The sequence below is a fragment of the Rhizobium deserti genome (genome assembly GCF_004358025.1).
In the GTDB taxonomy this organism is placed as follows: Bacteria; Pseudomonadota; Alphaproteobacteria; order Rhizobiales; family Rhizobiaceae; genus Neorhizobium; species Neorhizobium deserti.
On sequence record NZ_SMTL01000003.1, the window covers coordinates 204,635 to 221,083 of the forward strand.

The window sequence follows — 16,449 nt, forward strand, 5'->3', positions numbered from 1 at the left end:
GTCAGCCGCGCCAGTAGAGAACGCAGACAAGCGTGAAAAGTCGGCGCGCCGTGTCGAAGTCGACGCGGATCTTGCCGTCCAGGCGGTCCATCAGCGTCTGGGAGCCGTCATTGTGGATGCCGCGGCGTCCCATGTCGATCGCCTCGATCCGGCTTGGGGTGGAGGAGCGGATCGCCTCGTAATAGCTCTCGCAGATCATGAAGTAATCCTTGATGATCCGCCGGAACGGCGTCAGCGACAGGATGTGAGTGGCAACGTCCTCGCCCGTTTCCGTGGTGATCCCGAGGACCAGCTTGGAATCCACCAGCGAAAGCTTGAGATGGTAGGGACCACCGGCATGGCCAAGGGGCTCGAAGGCGTTTTCCTCGACCAGATCGAAAATGGCAACTGCCCGCTCATGCTCCACGTCAGGCGTCGAGCGCCCGATCGAGGCGTCGAGAACGACATCCGAGAGCCGGAAGTCACCTTGCCCCATCCATCAACCTCCGTCGCTGTCAGGGAAGGCGTTGAGGCGAATGGCAACCGAGCGTGCGTGTGCATCGAGCCCTTCCGACTGGGCAAGCGTAATGGCAGCCGGCGCCAGCTGACGAAGCTGGTCGGGGCCGAGCCGCAGGATCGACGTTCGCTTGACGAAATCCAGCACGGACAGTCCCGACGAAAAGCGCGCCGAGCGTGCGGTCGGCAGAACGTGGTTGGAACCGCCGACATAGTCGCCGATCACTTCCGGCGTGTGGCGGCCGACGAAGATCGCGCCGGCATTGCGGATGCCCGGCAGGAGCGCATCGGGATCGGCAACGGCGAGTTCCAGATGTTCGGCGGCAATGCGGTTGGCGAGCGGCAGGCAAGCCTTCAAATCCGGTACGAGGATGATGGCGCCGAAATCCCGCCAGCTGGCTGCCGCCGTCTGCGATCGCGACAGGGTTTTGAGCTGCCGCTCCACGGCCGCCTCCACCGCCCTCCCCAGTTCAGCGTCGTCGGTGACCAGAATGGACTGCGCGCCCTCGTCATGCTCAGCCTGGGCAAGCAGGTCCGCAGCCAGCCAGTCCGGATCGTTCTCGCGATCGGCGATCACCAGCACTTCCGAAGGACCGGCGATCATGTCTATGCCGACCGTGCCGAAGACATGCCGCTTGGCTGCGGCCACATAAGCATTGCCGGGACCGACGATCTTGGCAACCGGCGCGATGGTTTCTGTTCCGTAGGCGAGTGCCGCTATGGCCTGGGCGCCACCGATCCGGTAGATCTCGCTCACACCGGCGATCCGCGCGGCGGCCAGAACCGCCGGATTGATGCGGCCTCCATTGGCCGGCACGACCATGACGAGGCGCGGCACGCCCGCAACCTTGGCCGGCACGGCGTTCATCAGAACGGAGCTGGGATAGCTGGCCGTGCCACCCGGCACATACAGCCCGACCGCATCTATGGCCGTCCAGCGTGAACCGAGGCCAACGCCGATCGCATCTTCATAGATATCGTCCTTGGGCATCTGCCGGGCATGATGCCGCTCGATGCGCTCGGCCGCGAACTTCAGAGCGTCAAGAACCTTGGGATCCGTTTCGGCCACCGCCGCATCGACATCCGCGTCGCTGACCCGGATGCCGGTCTCGCCGAGATCGATGCCGTCGAACCGCGCCGAATACTCCAGCAAGGCTGCATCGCCACGCGCACGAACATCATCGATGATGGCGCGCACCACCACATTTACATCTTCCGAGACTTCCCGCTTGGTCGACAGGAAAGCGGAGAACTTGGCCTCGAAATCATCGGATGCCTGCTCAAGCCAGATTGCCAAGCGGATCTTCCTTCTCACTCAAAGAACTAAAGCCGGCCTTGATTCCGGATCTTGCAATCTAGGGGTGACGGGGCCTTGATGGGGTTTCCCATGCGCCGCCGATATCTGCAAGTGCCACTTCGATGCACTCCACGTCGAGCGCAATGGTCGCACTGCCGGAAAGCACCAGTTCGACCGTACCTTCGGGGCCATCATCCTTTGGAGTGAAGCGGATTGCCAACAGGGACAAGACCTCGTCCTTGCTGTTGCGGTTGATGCCCGCCGAGCGCACCGCGTCGACGCGCTTCAGCACCAGCGCCGACCGGCGGCGCTCGAAGCCCTTGCGCTTCTTTCCCGCGGTTTCCCAGACGAAGCGGTTGGCAGCCAGCGAAAAGATCTTCTCGGAAGCCGACCAGCGGATGTCTCCCACCTTGAAGACGGCATCCTGAAGGTGAGCGGAAACGATCCCCAGATCGTCCGTGTCGAGTGCCAGAAGCTTAAGCTCGGTCATGCGTCGTTTCCATCCTAAGGCTTGTGCAAGGTCTCACCAGCCTCGAAATAGTGGCGCAGTCCTCAAGAAGCAACTGCCAGCCGGCAGCGACAGCTTATTTCGGGAAGTCTGCCGACAGCGTCAGCTCCTTCAGGGACTCGATCTCGGCCAGCCGCTCCTTCAGCTTGCCGGTCACGCCGTCGAAGGCCATTTCGCCCAGCACCAGATGGCGCGGAGGATTGCTGCTTTCCGTGATCTGGATCATCGCTTCGCCGGCGCGCACCGGGTCACCCGGCTGCTGACCGCTGTAGTTGGATGTGGTGGTCATGCGCGCGCCGGCGGTCTCGGCATAGTCGGCGATGCGGTTTGGCGTCTGCCTCAGGGAGCGGCCTGCCCAATCGGTGCGGAAAGGACCGGGTGCAACGCAGGTGACCTTGATGCCAAGCGGCGCGCCTTCCGCGGCAAGAGCATCGGAAAAACCTTCTACCGCATGTTTGGTGGCGGCGTAATAACCAGAGCCCGGAAAGCCGATAAAGCCTGCCTGCGAGGTGATGTTGAGGATGTGGCCCCGACGGCGCGTCCGCATGCCCGGCAGTACGGCGCGGGTCATGGCGAAGAGGCCGAAGACATTGGCATCGAACATGGCGCGGATCTCGTTCTCCTCGCCTTCTTCGATTGCCGCCTGATAGCCATAGCCGGCATTGTTGACCAATACGTCGATGCGGCCGAACTTCTGCTCCGCAGCCTCGACTGCCGCCTCGATCTGGGCGCCATTGACGACATCGAGATCGACCGCCAGCCCGTTCTCCCTGCCCTCCACGAGATCGGCCACCCGGCTACGGTCGCGCGCCGTGACGACCGTCGGCCATCCGCGGTCGAGCGTCAGCTTCGCAAGTTCGCGGCCAAAGCCGGTGGAGCAGCCGGTGATGAACCAGACGGGGGAAGACGTATCGGCCATGAATATCTCCGTGAAAACCGGATCGAGGACAAGTCGGAATGAAGCGGGATGTTCTCAACAGATAGGCATACAAAAAAGGACGGCAAGAGTTCCCCCTGCCGTCCTTTTCCAATGAGCGTCCGGCCGCCTTAGTCGCTGACGCGTTCGACGATCGCACCGCAGCGCGTGAGTTTCTCTTCCAGCCGCTCGAAGCCACGGTCGAGATGATAAACCCGGCTGACCATGGTCTCGCCTTCGGCCGCCAGTCCGGCAATCACCAGCGAAACGGAAGCGCGCAGGTCGGTTGCCATGACCGGAGCGCCCTTCAGCCGCGGCACGCCTTCGATGCGGGCCATCTGGCCGGACAGCGAAATGCGGGCACCGAGCCGGGCAAGTTCCTGCACATGCATGAAGCGGTTCTCGAAGATCGTTTCGGTCACATGCGAAACACCGCTCGACCGGCTCATCAGCGCCATGAACTGGGCCTGGAGATCGGTCGGGAAGCCTGGGAAGGGTTCAGTGACAATGTCTACCGGCTGGATGCCGTTGCCGTTACGCACGACGCGCAGGCCGCTTTCCGTTTCGGTGATTTCCGCACCGGCGAGGCGCAACGTGTCGAGTGCATTGTCGAGCAGCGAGGCCTGCGTACCCTGGAGGGTCACATCGCCACCCGTCATGGCGACGGCCATGGCGTAAGTGCCGGTTTCAATGCGATCCGGAAGCACGCGGTGGCGGGCGCCGGACAAAGAGGAAACACCCTCGATGGTAATGGTTTTGGTTCCGGCACCGGATATCTTGGCACCCATGGCGATCAGGCAATCGGCCAGATCGACGATCTCCGGCTCCCTCGCCGCATTCTCAATCACCGTCGTTCCCTTGGCGAGGGTAGCCGCCATCAGCATGACATGGGTGGCGCCGACCGAAACCTTCGGAAAGGTATAATGGGCGCCGACAAGGCCGCCCTTCGGCGCGGCTACATTGACATAACCGCCATCGATCTCGATCTCGGCACCGAGCGCCGCCAGGCTTTCGAGGAAGAGATCAACGGGACGCGTGCCGATGGCGCAGCCGCCCGGCAAGGACACGCGTGCCCTGCCCTCGCGGGCCAGAAGCGGTCCGATGACCCAGAAGCTCGCCCGCATCTTCGAGACGAGCTCGTAAGGGGCAGTCGTATCGACAATGGTGCGGCAGGTGAAATGAATGGTGCGGGAATAGCTTTCCGTCTGGCTTTCGCGGCGGCCATTGACGGAAATATCGACGCCGTGATTGCCAAGAATGCGCAGCAGCTGCTCGACATCGGCCAGATGCGGCACGTTTTCGAGCGTCAGCGTGTCGCTGGTCAAAAGGGACGCGATCATCAAAGGCAGGGCGGCATTCTTGGCGCCGGAAATCGGAATAGTGCCCCTCAGCTCATTGCCGCCGGTAATTCTGATGCGATCCATAAGGTGTAACTCTTCTTTTGTGAGGGCGCGAAAGACGCGTCCTTAGACGATATCCGCCTTCGCTTCAATCTCGGTCCGTGCCGACTGGCTGCCCGGCATGTCTAGGATGATTCGTCCGTTTTTGCGGCGGGAAGGCCCTGGCTGTCGTCGGCCTCGCCGGCCCGGCGTGCCCTGGCCTGGCTTTTGCGGCGCATCAGGTTTTCGCGAAGCTTGGCCGCGGCCTTTGCCCTACGCTGTTCCTCGCGGGCTGCCGCAGCCTGCCGCGCCCGTTCGCCGCGGCTCTGACCACGTTTTCCGGCCTCTGGTTCGGGAAATTCTTCGTCTTCTGCCATGCCGTTCCTTATCGAAAAGAGGCCGCTTTTGAAAGCGGTGCGCTGCTTTTCCTCGTTCGAGATGGAATAACTTGGCATTTGCGGCTTGCGCTGCCGGTGAAGCTATGGCAATAGGCCGCTGCCGACGACGCGGGTCTATCGCGCCGGCTGACGCTGCTATAGCTCAGGGGTAGAGCACTCCCTTGGTAAGGGAGAGGCCGAGAGTTCAAATCTCTCTAGCAGCACCACTTCCTCCTCCTACTAACAACGGTTCCGGCTGCTTTCGTAGGTGCGGATTGCACTCCGTGAACCAGCACGAAACGACGGAACAAAAGACGAAAGCTCGTCTCTTTACGTGCAAAAGCCGTGCATAAGGTTCCACATCCGTTCACTCCGCCCGGTCTGCGTATTCAGCTTGGGAAGCTTCGAGAAGGTTTAAGCAAAACAACGTGACGTTTCACTGACAGGAGGCCCCGCCGGTTACCAGCCGGCGGGGCCTCTGTTACGCCTTGGCCTTCGCGGAGCCCCTATCTCGAACGGGAGATGGCTTCGCGGAGTCTGCAGCAGGTGTCGATCGCATGACCGACATAGTCGTGGTCCCAATAACGCGATCACATTCGCGATATAACTACATTGATGTGATCGTCTACATTGTTTGTAAAAGTCCCGCATACCCGCTTCTTTTCAGGGCTCACGGGATCAGTTGTTTCGGTCATCTCACCAAATACTCCGCCGGAGCAAGACGTATTACTCGTACACTGCCAGAGGTCGCGCTCCCAGTGGACGGGCCCAACTCTTGCGATGCAGTGGTAGCCGCCGATATAGGATTTCGCTACCGAAAAGCAGAGCTGAACGGTTTGATGCCCAGTGACCTTAGCGGCCGCACTTCCTCCTGCAGATCTAGCCAACGGGGCGTGGCCCCTGTTCGCCATTGGTGGTTTACACTCAGCAGATCTAGCGGGCCAAGCCGATATCGTCGAAAGCATTAAAGCCACAAGGGCATACCTGATCAACTCACCATCTCCTCCGCGGGACGTAGATAGGGCATGAGAATTAGGGGCTCAGTCGGGAACAAAATTGGCGAACACAGCAAAGCCGCTGGTGAAACAACGACCATCTAAGGTCCAGGTTTTCGACTGGCCAGGGAATGCGCGAACGGTTGAGCTTGCACCAAGAGCCAGGGACAGCGTTGCATCCACCCGCTTAGAGTTGTGACGGTTCACGACAGAGCAACACCCACCACACGTGACTTCTACCCAACCTGCGGCATCTCCCTTGACACCGCCAAGCACCTGAGCGTTTGCGTCTCCGACCACGGGAGCGACTGCCATCAAAACAGCAAAAGAAAAATGCCTTACTCTCATCTGCCCCTCCTTTATGGTGCGATACAGTCACCATCTTTCAACCACGACGCCCTTGTTGCAGGCGAGTTGTTAGTAACATTCCTATAGATCACAGTAGCATATCCCGCATCCGAAAGACATACATCAATACCGCTGGTGATCTGGCCACCTCGCATCACGTATTGGCCGCGGTCACTCCTACAAACTTCGTCATATATAGATATGTTTCGTGTCTCTCCTGACACGAGATACTTCCCATCGATGCAGATACTGGCCGACATGGCATGCGTAGACGCAAGTAAAAATGGAGCGACTAATATTAGTTTCATCAAAATCTCCCATTTTTAACTCTCAAGCTAATATAGTTTTTGATTGTGTCAACGGGAAATTGCAATTTTTGCGTTTCAGTTGTAGGTTGGCTCACCTGCTGCGGCAACGACTAGTCGTCGTATACGATCTCCTGCGAACCTGTAGTGCGAAATTTAATGGATTGGTGGAGATCGACCCACGTCCCGAACGGAGATGGCTTCGCGAAAAGCCACCTCCTCCGGACCATCGAGAGGCAGATGATCTAGGTTTGTTCTGGTCCTGACAAGCGAAACGGTCCGCAAACGGTCCGCGCAAAGGCCTCAGTGCTGCGTTGGCACCTATACTGCCGATCAGATTGAGACCAATCTTATTCTCGCCTTCAAACGTGAGGAACAAGCCAGCAGGTTTTGAGCTTTACAGGATGTATTGTCGGCGCTAGGCCTTGCGCAGATAACACCCCCGACTATGCTGCCGGCTATCGGCCTCGATAAGTCGGGGCCAATACGCATACCCTGGGAGTCACATGACATGTGGTTAAACCGTGCCGATGATGGACCCGCCGCCGCCTCGATTTCACCTAGGCTTGAGCTAGGCGCTTACGAAGCTCTTTGGCTGGAGAAAGGCGCAACCTTCCGCTCTCTCGCCGCTAAGTTTGCGGCCGACAAATCCGCTCTTCCATCAGATTTTGTGCCTACTCAGGTGGCACTAAGCTGCGCTGACGATGTAATGAAGATGCTCAAGAAGGCGGGAGTGCATCAGTTTGGGGTACGCATCAATCACGCTGGCGATTATCCTGCAAAGCTACGAGATGCTCGGCACCCTGTAGAGTTGCTCTATTATCAGGGCGAGTGGGAGCTTACGGAGACGCGGGGTGTCGCCGTTGTCGGAAGTCGCGAAGCTTCCGATGAGGGTCGGAGACGAGCCGCTAGAATTGCTCGTGAGCTTGTCGATCGAGGCTTCACCGTTGTCTCTGGCCTTGCCAAAGGCATCGATATTGCCGCTCACACTGCCGCGATAGAACGCGGTGGGAAAACCATAGCAGTCATTGGCACGCCTATTGGTGTTTTCTATCCCCGCGAACATGCGGAGATGCAAAATACCATCGCCAAAGAATTTTTGTTGATCTCGCAGGTGCCCGTTCTCCGCTACACGAAGCAAGCCGTGCCGCAAAACAGGCTTTTCTTTCCAGAGCGCAACATCACGATGAGCGCCCTTACGGAAGGCACGATCATCGTCGAGGCCGGAGAAACCTCTGGGACATTAACGCAAGCGAGGGCTGCGCTTCACCAGGGACGAAAGCTCTTCATCCTTGAGTCCTGCTTCCAACGGAGCGACATCACTTGGCCGGCGCGCTTTGAAGCCGAGGGGGCAATCCGCGTGAGGACCTCAGACGATATCTGGAGCGCTCTTGGCTGAGCTTCTTCTAACACAGATCGATGAGACAACCCGACCAGACCACACTCGGCTGCTGGCGACTGATAAGTGCTACTATCTTTTTGAGTATACGTCGCGCAAAGGATATGATTTCAGCGCAACCAACAACCTGATTAGCAACCTTAAGAAGAAGCCGAGCACGGCTGGCACGGCTAGCTACAAATATAAAGGGCGCGCGATCAACGAGTGCACAAGCTCGCTCCGAGAAGTCCTGAACAAAAAGTGGCTTGCTACCGGAACACTAGTCCCGGTCCCCTGCTCCAAAGCTGTCGGTCATCCAGATTACGATGATAGAATTGAGAGAATCTGCAGAGGGATAAGCGCGGAAGCCGATGTCAGGAAGCTCATCATTCAAACAGCCTCAACCGCAGCCTCCCATGAAGTGGGCGAAGGTGAGCGTCTCACGGTAGAAGATCTTCTCAAGGTTTACAGGATCGATGAGAGCGTAGCCGCTCCGCAGCCAACGTCGATCGGCATAATCGACGACGTCTTGACGGCGGGCACGCATTACCGCGCCATGCACACGATCTTGTCGCAACGCTTCCCGCAAGCGAAGATGTATGGGATTTTCATTGCTCGGCGTGTGTTTCCGGATCCATTCGGGGATTAGAGACAGTATAAAAGAGCCGCGTTGGCATAGAAATTTCGATCCGATCTTTATTGGAGTCCCAGATGGACTGCGAGCATTTCCAAAATTAGCAACGATTACAATGGGAGCTCGACAAGGTGCGGGGAAATAAGGTGCAGTTGATTTCGCTCGCGCTTTTTACCTGATCCCCTCACCTATTGACCCTTGCCTCTTTCTGCGGAATCTATCCCTCACCTGCTGGCGGGCAGGATCACCATCAAGACCGATGCGGCCGGTCTCGTTAAACACGAGGACCATTCCGTATGACTGAAGAGATACGTCTGAAATATAGTTGGCGCCGCACCTGGCCACATACCGACGACAAGTTCAGCGGGTTCGATGGCAAATGGGTGGCCGGCTATATCGGAAGAGACCACATGGGCTATTGGACTTGGAGCTCTGGCCTTTCCGAACGGGAGAAGGGGCCGGGCCTTCATGGCGCTTCTGGCTTTGAACCCTCTGCAAGAGCTGCTGCCAAGGCGGTGGAAGAGTGCTATGACCGGATGCTTTCTGGAGAATGGCCGGGCATGAGTGACCGCGTCCGGACGATAGCAATGAGCTTGGCGGGGCGCGAGGGGCGGAAGTATGGCTGACGAAAGCAGGATGATGGAATGAGCAGAAGGCGAGACTGAATGCACCTCCTGCCTAACTGGGCACTGTTGGCAATCATCCTCCTGTTCGCGGCTTTCGCGGTCGTTGGGCTCGTGGCGCCCTTCGTGCTTTAGCCTCAAGATCCCTTTCCTCCGCCTCCGCCAGCTCCTGCAGCACGCGATCGAGCTTCGCCTCCGTCGAGGCCTGTTTGCGATCGGCAAGCACGGCGAGGCTGTCGGCAATGCGTTTGAGCTCGGCAATGACCTGGTCAGTCTGTAGGCGATTACCTAGCTCAAGCCCTACGCTCGTAACCACTGCGTCAGAGGTTTGTGGCGAGACGGCTGGCTTCTTTCCAAAGTAAGCAATCAACCCGGCGAAGATCCCCGCAACGAGGATACCGAGGTTCGTCAGAATTTCAGACTTGTCCACCTTCCGTCTTCCTCGCAATGGCATGGGTATAGTCGACGATCCGCGCATCTCTCAGAGCGCGAATGAAGTTTACGAAGTCGAGCACTAGAACGCCGGCCGCGAGGACAAACAGAAAGCCGGCAGTGTGAGCGACTGAAAGGGTAATCTGGACCCAGAAGAAGCAGCTCAGAAACGCTCCCGTGGCCCGCAGGTGAGGACTTCGCCGCCAAGCACCGTTGATCAGCAGGACGACGAGCCTACATGCAGCAAAGACCTTCATGACAGCAGACCATGTTTCCTGCGTGAAGATCATCAGCATCAGCTGGTAGGCGTTCGACTTACTGCTCGCCATGAGGTCCGGGTTGCTCGTGAGGACGAAGCCGAGAGCCATCAGCACGCCGGCCGCCCACCACTCGCTCCACCGCGGAAAAAATGCATTCGCGAAGTTGTCGCGAATATGAGTGAGGATTACCATCACTCCTCCTGATTAGGTTCAGCACCGGAGGTGCGGCTATGGTTGTGACTTGCAGGTCCTGCCGGGACACGAAGTGGATTTGCGAGGATCACCCGAATAAGCCGGGTTGGGGAATGCACGCCTGCAGATGCGGAGCGGCGGCCATGCCTTGCCCTCACTGCGAGCCGGACACCGATTGGAACAAGCCGCTAGACTTCTCGAAGGTGTTCACCTCGGTGATCCGAGTCGCGCGCAAGAAGGTGCACTGACGTGGCGGAGGATGTATTCGAAATCCTCATCCATGACGAAGACGGCGAGATCCTGCTTCACCAACAGCTCACGAAGGAACAGGCTGAGCAAGCCATCCTCAACTTTGAGCTAGTGAAGGATCGGCCGCACATGGCGCTGATCCGGGCCGTGCTCTCGGCCGGCGTCTACAACGTCGGCGGTAAGTCGATCTTTGCAAAGCGAGTACCTGTCGGACCTTTGTCCGATTGACGGCTGCAGTTGTACAGATAGAGTGAGTCCCCCTACCTGAAGGGCTCATCATGATACATTCTCACCTAAAGCAGCCGGTGGATGCGCATACTCCAGAACAATTAAGGCTGCTGCAGCGTGTGTTTGATCGCGCTTGTGAGGCAACCGGGATCAAGAAGAACACGCTCCAAGCCGAAGGGCTCGCGGCTACGGTGATCAAACTCTACAATTCCGGGATCCAGGACGAAGAGAAGCTTGAAGTGATGCTGGAAACCATCACCATCATCTGATCGGACTCAACACAGCATTAACCATAATGTGCTAATGTTGCAGTATCCGAGCGGCCTTATACGTGAGGATACAGAAGGGCTCGCCAGATGCAGTGGCGGGCCCTTTGTTTTTAGACATGCCTACCCTCCCGGTAGGCCAGAACTTGTTCCTTGATGAAGTTCGATCCGAAGTAGATCGCCACCGAGCCGGCGACCGCGCCCAGGATCCACGGCGACACCGACAGCAGAACGTCTGTCACCGCCTTCAGCTTGTTGACGCCGCTGATGACCTTGTCGAGGTCGCCCGCGCCTTCAGCAAGACCGCCAAGGCCGCTGGCTGCCAGCACGCCAGCGCCCAGCTTCTTCAGCATGTCGCCCATCTTGACGCTCGGCGCGTCCTTCAGGTCTTTGGCGGTAGCATTTTCACGAGCCGGCGCATTCTGCCGGATCGGCGCCTTGATCAGCGCCACCAGCAGAGCATCCGAGACTGCCCCCGAGAGCGCCATGCCGTTGTCAGCTTCGAAAGCCAGGATGGCGTTCCGGGTCCGACTGCCAGGCTTGTTGTCGACATTGCCGACTTCCGGATAACCCTTGTCCCGAAGAAGCTGCTGCACCTTCTCGATCAGCTTGGCATCGGTCGGTTCAGACTGAGGCGGCGCGGCCGGCACAATGGGCGCTGCGGCGGCTTCGAAAGGCGTGTCGTTGATCTTTGACCACTTGGCATAGGCAGCAGCAAGCTTCTGGTCATACTTGTTCACGGCATAGCCAGTGCCATTATAGCCTTTGGCGAAGCCCTTCCAGTCATGCCGGCGCAGCTCGTCGTCCAAGCCGGAGTTCTTGATGAAGGTCACCGCCGCCTGCAGATGCGCTTCCTCATCTTCCATAAAGGCGAGGATCATCGCCTCAACACTCGGATATCCTGCGAGCTCATGGTTGAAGCCCATGACCTGAGCAAGCCCCCACGAGCAGGATAGCAGCGCCGCATGCTCGTTGATCACCATGGCGCGCTGCAGCTTGCCGTACTGCTCGCTCTCCTTGCCGTAGCCGCCGGCTTTAGGATTGGCGAGGCCAGCCTTGACGGCGGCAGCGCGCTTCTCCTCCGGGCAATATTTGTAGAACTTGTGCCGCTCGAAGAGGATGCGTGGCCGGCCTTGGCTGTCGAAGCCGGAACCCCGCGTCTCCGCTTCCATGAAGGCGTGAAGTTCGTCCTCGCCCACGCTGATCTGAACACCGAGCCGCGGCAAATCGATGTCCTCGATGCGCTTGGCAGCGCCCATGAAGCCGTTGAAATTAGTCATGGCGAAGCCTCCGCCGCAGAACCTGCACGGTCGTAATCATGGTGATGTCCTCGAAATTCGGCACTTGCCGATGGTTAACGAAACCCTACCTAGGCCGGCTCGCGACCAACCAGGGGATCTTGATGAGCGATGATGTGAAGGACGATGCGGCCGAGGTGCCTACGATCGACGAGGCCGAAACCTCTCAGGCGGTTGCCAGTCTTTCAGAAATCGCGAGAGAACTGCGCGCCTTGGCAGATCAGGCTGCGGATCTGTCCAGCCAGCCGCTCTTCAAGCCGACATTTCACTAAACGGGGCCGGCATGGAATTTTACAGCCCTTTGGGTTTCGCGTCAGGCTGCCGCACGGCAGCTAGACGACGCCACCACTTGTTTCCGGACTTCACCTTCTCCGTCGCGATGTCTTGCGGCTCCTCCGGATTGGGCATCAGGAGGTAAACCACTTCCTCTACATAGCCTTTTCGGATCCATGAGGGTGTTCTGCTCCTGCACTCCTCGCCAATTTCCGAGACCATCTGGGCAACAGTGAACTCATTGGCTTCGTGATTGATTGAAAGAAGGCAACGAGCTCGCTTTTTGATCTCATACATGTAGGCGCTGGCAGCAGCGAACGACATCTCTGTAAAAGAGTCGACATTTACGATGAGGTCATAAGTCTCCAGCCCTTCCAAGAAGAAGTCTGGCGGCATGATCTTGAATGCATCAGCCCGTGCTCCGTCCTCGCCATGGAGAATAACACTGTCATACCCGCAGAGCGTGCCAAGGTAGTAGGCCTGTGAGACGTTGGTCATGTGGAGATCGATCAAGGTGTAATCCTTGATACCCATCTTGCGGGCGTAGTAGGCCGACCGTCCAAGACCTGCGCCGATTTCAAGGACTTTGGCGTCAGGCTTTCCCTCGACGAGCTGCTTCACGCGCCATGCCTGATAGAGAGCGTGCACTGCCCGATATGTCGCGGTACCCCGGCTCGTCGGAATGCCGACTTCGTTTTGAAAAGGATTAGGAAAGTCGATCCGAAAACCAAAAGAATCATCCAGATCCCGCAATAGTTCGTCTGGTGCAGGAACCCCACTTCCCGCCTTACCTGCCTGACCGCTACCTTCAGGATACGCCATTGGACGTGCGCCAACTGCTTCTGTTAGTCTCCTGAGCGCGTCGTAAGTCCAGCCAGCCATCCATCTTGCCCAATACTTTGGCACGAGTTGGGATCCATCATCCTGAACGACGAGATTATCGAAACCTTGGAAAAGGTGGGAGCTAGATGGGTCGCGCAGGAACTCGGTGACAGCAGGGAAGTCACCTTCCATAAGAGCTTCGTGGATTGGCTCCTTCATTGGGCCAATCCACGTGAACCACATAGATTCAACTGTAGAATGTTGGCCGGTAAATGACCCTTGGTAGGCGGTGATTATCCGCTTCACTAGGCTTTCATCATTTCCTAGATATTGCCCTTTCGTCACGCCATAATCGAACGATATGTCGTCGTCGGGTCGGTGGCAGAGGTAAGAGTGCTCTAATCTGGAAGCGAGATGCTTACTGATATCCGGCAGTTCAAACGACTCCAGAACATTCCGCGTCAGTGCATTCATGCCGGTCTCCCACTCCGATCGATAACACAAGAATACATATCAGGGCGGGAAGAGGAAGACCCTTTACAATTTGCTGACAGTCAGCTGACAATCGCCTGTCGCGACATTTGCGTTCGATCCCACTGACACAGCCTGAAGAGCTAGGGCGAGAGTACCGGAGGTGAGGATGGTCATCTCACCTTCGAAATTTATCAAGCCCTCCGTTCCCGCAGCTTGCGGGTCTATTCTTCCCTTCAAAGCTGATACCGATTGGTGAAACGCTACTGATGCCGCGCCCGCAGCTCCTATATTCGTCTGCAAGAAGGTTATAGCCGTTGGACCGCCCGTACCCCCCTTGTTCAATGTAATTTGCCCGGACACGCGATACCTCTGGCCTTTTCGGACATCTGTCGGCGTCACAAAGCTGAGAACAGTTGTTCCGCCACTGGTAACTGTGACCGCCGATGAGTTGGCTACACCCACGAATCGGCCGCCGACGAAGTTGATGCCGGCGGTATCGTCGACTACTTCGGCTACTAAGGTCTCATTAGCGTATTGGCTCAACTGCACAATCATCCCAATCCGGCAAAGCTGCGTAGACCCAGTTAGCCAGACCGAAATCGAACCTCTTTCGTGGTTCAAAACATCGATTATGCAGCCGATGCTGTCTTTCACTCTGACGCCATGAAAGGCTCCGGAAGCTCGTGCATCCGCACATGAGTTGATTAAGGTGTTCCCATCGACCTGAGACTCATCACAGGAATCTAAATCTACAGCGATGGTGGTGCCGTCCGAGCCCACGTACTTGTAGATAAGGTTGTCGGACACGACGCTTTGCGGGGCCTTCACTAGACTTATTGCAGCGTCGAAGACATTGAAGTGTGAGCCGAAGACGTTGACATTTGGCCGGAGGGTATCATTCACCACGCCGATACCAATCCATGTACCGATGGCCTTGACGTTGTTGAACGTCAACCCCTCGTTCTCCCCCAGCGCCTTGAACCCAACCTTCGCGTGAAAGACTTGGCAAGCTGAGAGTTCGATGTCTCCAGGAATAGAAGCAAATCCGGAATCGCTATCTAAAACAATTCCAGCATCCATAAAGCCAAGACTTTTCCGGTGGTCATAAGCCGAGAAGAAGGTGCTGGCAGCTGTCTGCCCTACGTTCACAACATATGTTCCTGCTCCTCCAGACCCAGTCCCTAGTGCCGTTATTCTGGTTCCCGTGATGATGCCGGTTCCGGTCAGGCTTTGCCCCACGGCAAGGCTGCCTGTGCCAGCGTTGACACTGCTGACAGTAAGGGTGGTGCCGCTGATAGAACCGATGCCAGTCGGAATTGTCAGATCACGCCGCCCGGTTGCTCTGATTTCAGTCATCGAGTTGGCGTGAATGTTCTTAGTATACAAGCCCACCTTAGGGCCGTGCTTGTAGATATCCCATCCCCGGGTTGAGATGTTGGCAATCAGACACCTTGGCACCGTTCGGTTCCCAATGCTGTCCGCAGCCGAATACCGGACGCTCAGGGGGGTCACCTGCTCTTGGCCGAGGGTGTAGAAGCCAACATCGTAGATCAAAGTAGGAAAATTGAAGTCGGTCTGACTGATATCCACTCCCGCTGTCGCCGTTGCTTTGAACACGTAGCCGGAGACACCCCTGTCTGTGCCTCTAAGCATAAAAACAGCGTTCACTATCAGCGCGAGATTGGATGTCAGGAACAGTCCAGAAACGAAGCCTGGCCTCCGGAATGCTTTAAGAGCCGAGTGGAAGATGTTCAAAGAGGTTGCGTTGTCAGTTCCAGTATAGTTGACTTCGTTGAAGTCAGCGACTGCGCCGAACATCTCAGGTCGCAGTTGCTGATCCGCAATCTCCCATCGCTTTGTGCCACCATTTGAGGTTTGATCGCCAGGCATGTTGGCTTCAGGTGCAGCCTTCAGTCGGTAATTCGCGCCACCCTTTCCAGACGTCCCGGAGTAACCACTGGTTCGGACTGCGGTTACAGCTGAAGGGACAGTTGCGCCGTTTAGTGCAGCCACGGTGTCGAACGTCATCTGGTTGTTTGCGGCTGCCTGAGCGGCTGCGGCTGCAGCCTCTGCCGCCGCTACAATGGCGCTGGAAACCTGATCATTTAACAACCGAAAGGTCGATCCAGAGACTACGCCAAGCACGATCATGCCGGAGACGAGGCCGCCGGTGGCCGGGTTGTTCCCGCTATTGGTCTTGACCGTCAGAGCGGCGCCGCCGTTGAATGACACAGTAACCGGGGAGCCCGTATTGGTGTCAGCTATGTTCATCAAAACAAGCGATGAAGCCGAAACTGGAAGAGCAGACGTTGCCTGAATGGCGTTTGGCGTTCCAGCTCCTGAATCAACGGCAATGATGAAGCTGAACGGCAGATCACCCCGGCGAGTCCATGAACCCACTCCTGATGCGCCAACCTTACCGTAGATCCCATTGTTGGCGGCGGTCGCATCCCCGAGCACCCACGCCATCGAATTGGCAGAGTGTGCTAGGTCGGCATTCAGCGCCGCAACTGAGGAATAGATTAATCCATCACCGCTGACGAACAGCCCAACAAAGCGCTCCAACTCCGTACCCCATACGCCGACTTCCTGTTCGGAGATGGTACGCGCATTGCCGTTCTCGTCAGCAGATGCAAAGATCTGCTGAGCAAGTTTCGTGAAGATGCTCATTGAAGAACCCTATAAGGATTAGAGAAGCCG

At 57.4% G+C, this 16,449-nt stretch carries 18 protein-coding genes and 1 tRNA gene; 7 read left to right on the forward strand and 12 right to left on the reverse strand.

Going from position 1 to position 16,449, the window contains the following annotated elements; translation table 11 throughout:
• Position 1: 1 nt before the first annotated feature.
• The 6 genes from E2F50_RS13000 to E2F50_RS13025 all read right to left on the reverse strand — a co-directional run bounded on the left by E2F50_RS13000 (position 2) and on the right by E2F50_RS13025 (position 4,972).
• Positions 2-475, reverse strand: a complete 474-nt coding sequence (locus tag E2F50_RS13000) for a UPF0262 family protein (RefSeq protein ID WP_133316598.1) — start codon at positions 473-475, stop codon at positions 2-4.
• Between the two features lie 3 nt (positions 476-478).
• A complete protein-coding gene (gene hisD / locus E2F50_RS13005) occupies positions 479-1,792 on the reverse strand; it encodes a histidinol dehydrogenase (protein WP_133316599.1) in 1,314 nt (437 codons plus the stop codon).
• Between the two features lie 58 nt (positions 1,793-1,850).
• On the reverse strand, positions 1,851-2,282 hold the full coding sequence (locus E2F50_RS13010) for a DUF2948 family protein (RefSeq protein ID WP_133316600.1): 432 nt from the start codon (positions 2,280-2,282) through the stop codon (positions 1,851-1,853).
• Between the two features lie 94 nt (positions 2,283-2,376).
• Positions 2,377-3,219, reverse strand: coding sequence for an oxidoreductase (locus E2F50_RS13015; RefSeq protein ID WP_133316601.1), 843 nt, complete (start codon positions 3,217-3,219; stop codon positions 2,377-2,379).
• Positions 3,220-3,347: 128 nt separating this feature from the next.
• Positions 3,348-4,640 (reverse strand): UDP-N-acetylglucosamine 1-carboxyvinyltransferase, encoded by a 1,293-nt coding sequence (murA, locus tag E2F50_RS13020; RefSeq protein WP_133316602.1) that lies wholly within the window; start codon positions 4,638-4,640, stop codon positions 3,348-3,350.
• 101 nt (positions 4,641-4,741) lie between these two features.
• On the reverse strand, positions 4,742-4,972 hold the full coding sequence (locus tag E2F50_RS13025) for a hypothetical protein (protein ID WP_133316603.1): 231 nt from the start codon (positions 4,970-4,972) through the stop codon (positions 4,742-4,744).
• A gap of 152 nt (positions 4,973-5,124) precedes the next feature.
• Here E2F50_RS13025 and E2F50_RS13030 point away from each other — a divergent pair.
• Positions 5,125-5,199: transfer RNA gene (locus E2F50_RS13030), tRNA-Thr, on the forward strand.
• Between the two features lie 813 nt (positions 5,200-6,012).
• Here the strand turns inward: E2F50_RS13030 and E2F50_RS13035 are convergent.
• The gene (locus E2F50_RS13035) at positions 6,013-6,315 is read right to left on the reverse strand and encodes a hypothetical protein (RefSeq protein ID WP_133316604.1); all 303 of its coding nucleotides are present in this window, start codon (positions 6,313-6,315) and stop codon (positions 6,013-6,015) included.
• Between the two features lie 816 nt (positions 6,316-7,131).
• Between E2F50_RS13035 and E2F50_RS13040 the strand changes: the two genes are divergently transcribed.
• The 3 genes from E2F50_RS13040 (at position 7,132) to E2F50_RS13050 (ending at position 9,258) form a co-directional block, all read left to right on the forward strand.
• On the forward strand, positions 7,132-8,019 hold the full coding sequence (locus E2F50_RS13040; RefSeq protein ID WP_133316605.1) for a DNA-processing protein DprA: 888 nt from the start codon (positions 7,132-7,134) through the stop codon (positions 8,017-8,019).
• Positions 8,012-8,647, forward strand: coding sequence for a hypothetical protein (locus E2F50_RS13045; RefSeq protein WP_202615452.1), 636 nt, complete (start codon positions 8,012-8,014; stop codon positions 8,645-8,647). The genes E2F50_RS13040 and E2F50_RS13045 overlap by 8 nt, the downstream gene beginning before the upstream one ends.
• Positions 8,648-8,928: 281 nt before the next feature.
• Positions 8,929-9,258, forward strand: coding sequence for a hypothetical protein (locus E2F50_RS13050; protein WP_133316607.1), 330 nt, complete (start codon positions 8,929-8,931; stop codon positions 9,256-9,258).
• A 73-nt stretch (positions 9,259-9,331) separates the two neighbouring features.
• On the opposite strand, the gene E2F50_RS13055 is transcribed toward E2F50_RS13050, so the two are convergent.
• On the reverse strand, positions 9,332-9,685 hold the full coding sequence (locus E2F50_RS13055) for a hypothetical protein (protein ID WP_133316608.1): 354 nt from the start codon (positions 9,683-9,685) through the stop codon (positions 9,332-9,334).
• Entirely contained in the window at positions 9,672-10,139 is a 468-nt protein-coding gene (locus E2F50_RS13060) for a hypothetical protein (protein ID WP_133316609.1), read from the reverse strand. The genes E2F50_RS13055 and E2F50_RS13060 overlap by 14 nt, the downstream gene beginning before the upstream one ends.
• Before the next feature lie 249 nt (positions 10,140-10,388).
• Between E2F50_RS13060 and E2F50_RS13065 the strand changes: the two genes are divergently transcribed.
• Positions 10,389-10,616, forward strand: coding sequence for a hypothetical protein (locus tag E2F50_RS13065; RefSeq protein ID WP_133316610.1), 228 nt, complete (start codon positions 10,389-10,391; stop codon positions 10,614-10,616).
• A gap of 50 nt (positions 10,617-10,666) precedes the next feature.
• A complete protein-coding gene (locus E2F50_RS13070; protein WP_133316611.1) occupies positions 10,667-10,885 on the forward strand; it encodes a hypothetical protein in 219 nt (72 codons plus the stop codon).
• Positions 10,886-10,995: 110 nt separating this feature from the next.
• Here E2F50_RS13070 and E2F50_RS13075 read toward each other — a convergent pair whose 3' ends face one another.
• Positions 10,996-12,162 (reverse strand): N-acetylmuramidase domain-containing protein, encoded by a 1,167-nt coding sequence (locus E2F50_RS13075; RefSeq protein ID WP_133316612.1) that lies wholly within the window; start codon positions 12,160-12,162, stop codon positions 10,996-10,998.
• Positions 12,163-12,284: 122 nt separating this feature from the next.
• On the opposite strand from E2F50_RS13075, the gene E2F50_RS22960 reads away from it, so the two are divergent.
• A complete protein-coding gene (locus E2F50_RS22960; RefSeq protein WP_161974139.1) occupies positions 12,285-12,452 on the forward strand; it encodes a hypothetical protein in 168 nt (55 codons plus the stop codon).
• Positions 12,453-12,471: 19 nt separating this feature from the next.
• On the opposite strand, the gene E2F50_RS13080 is transcribed toward E2F50_RS22960, so the two are convergent.
• Both E2F50_RS13080 and E2F50_RS23220 read right to left on the reverse strand, forming a co-directional pair.
• On the reverse strand, positions 12,472-13,749 hold the full coding sequence (locus E2F50_RS13080) for a class I SAM-dependent methyltransferase (protein ID WP_133316613.1): 1,278 nt from the start codon (positions 13,747-13,749) through the stop codon (positions 12,472-12,474).
• Positions 13,750-13,812: 63 nt separating this feature from the next.
• Positions 13,813-16,419: a hypothetical protein gene (locus E2F50_RS23220; RefSeq protein WP_202615453.1), complete on the reverse strand. Its 2,607-nt coding sequence runs from the start codon at positions 16,417-16,419 to the stop codon at positions 13,813-13,815.
• Between the last annotated feature and the right edge of the window lie 30 nt (positions 16,420-16,449).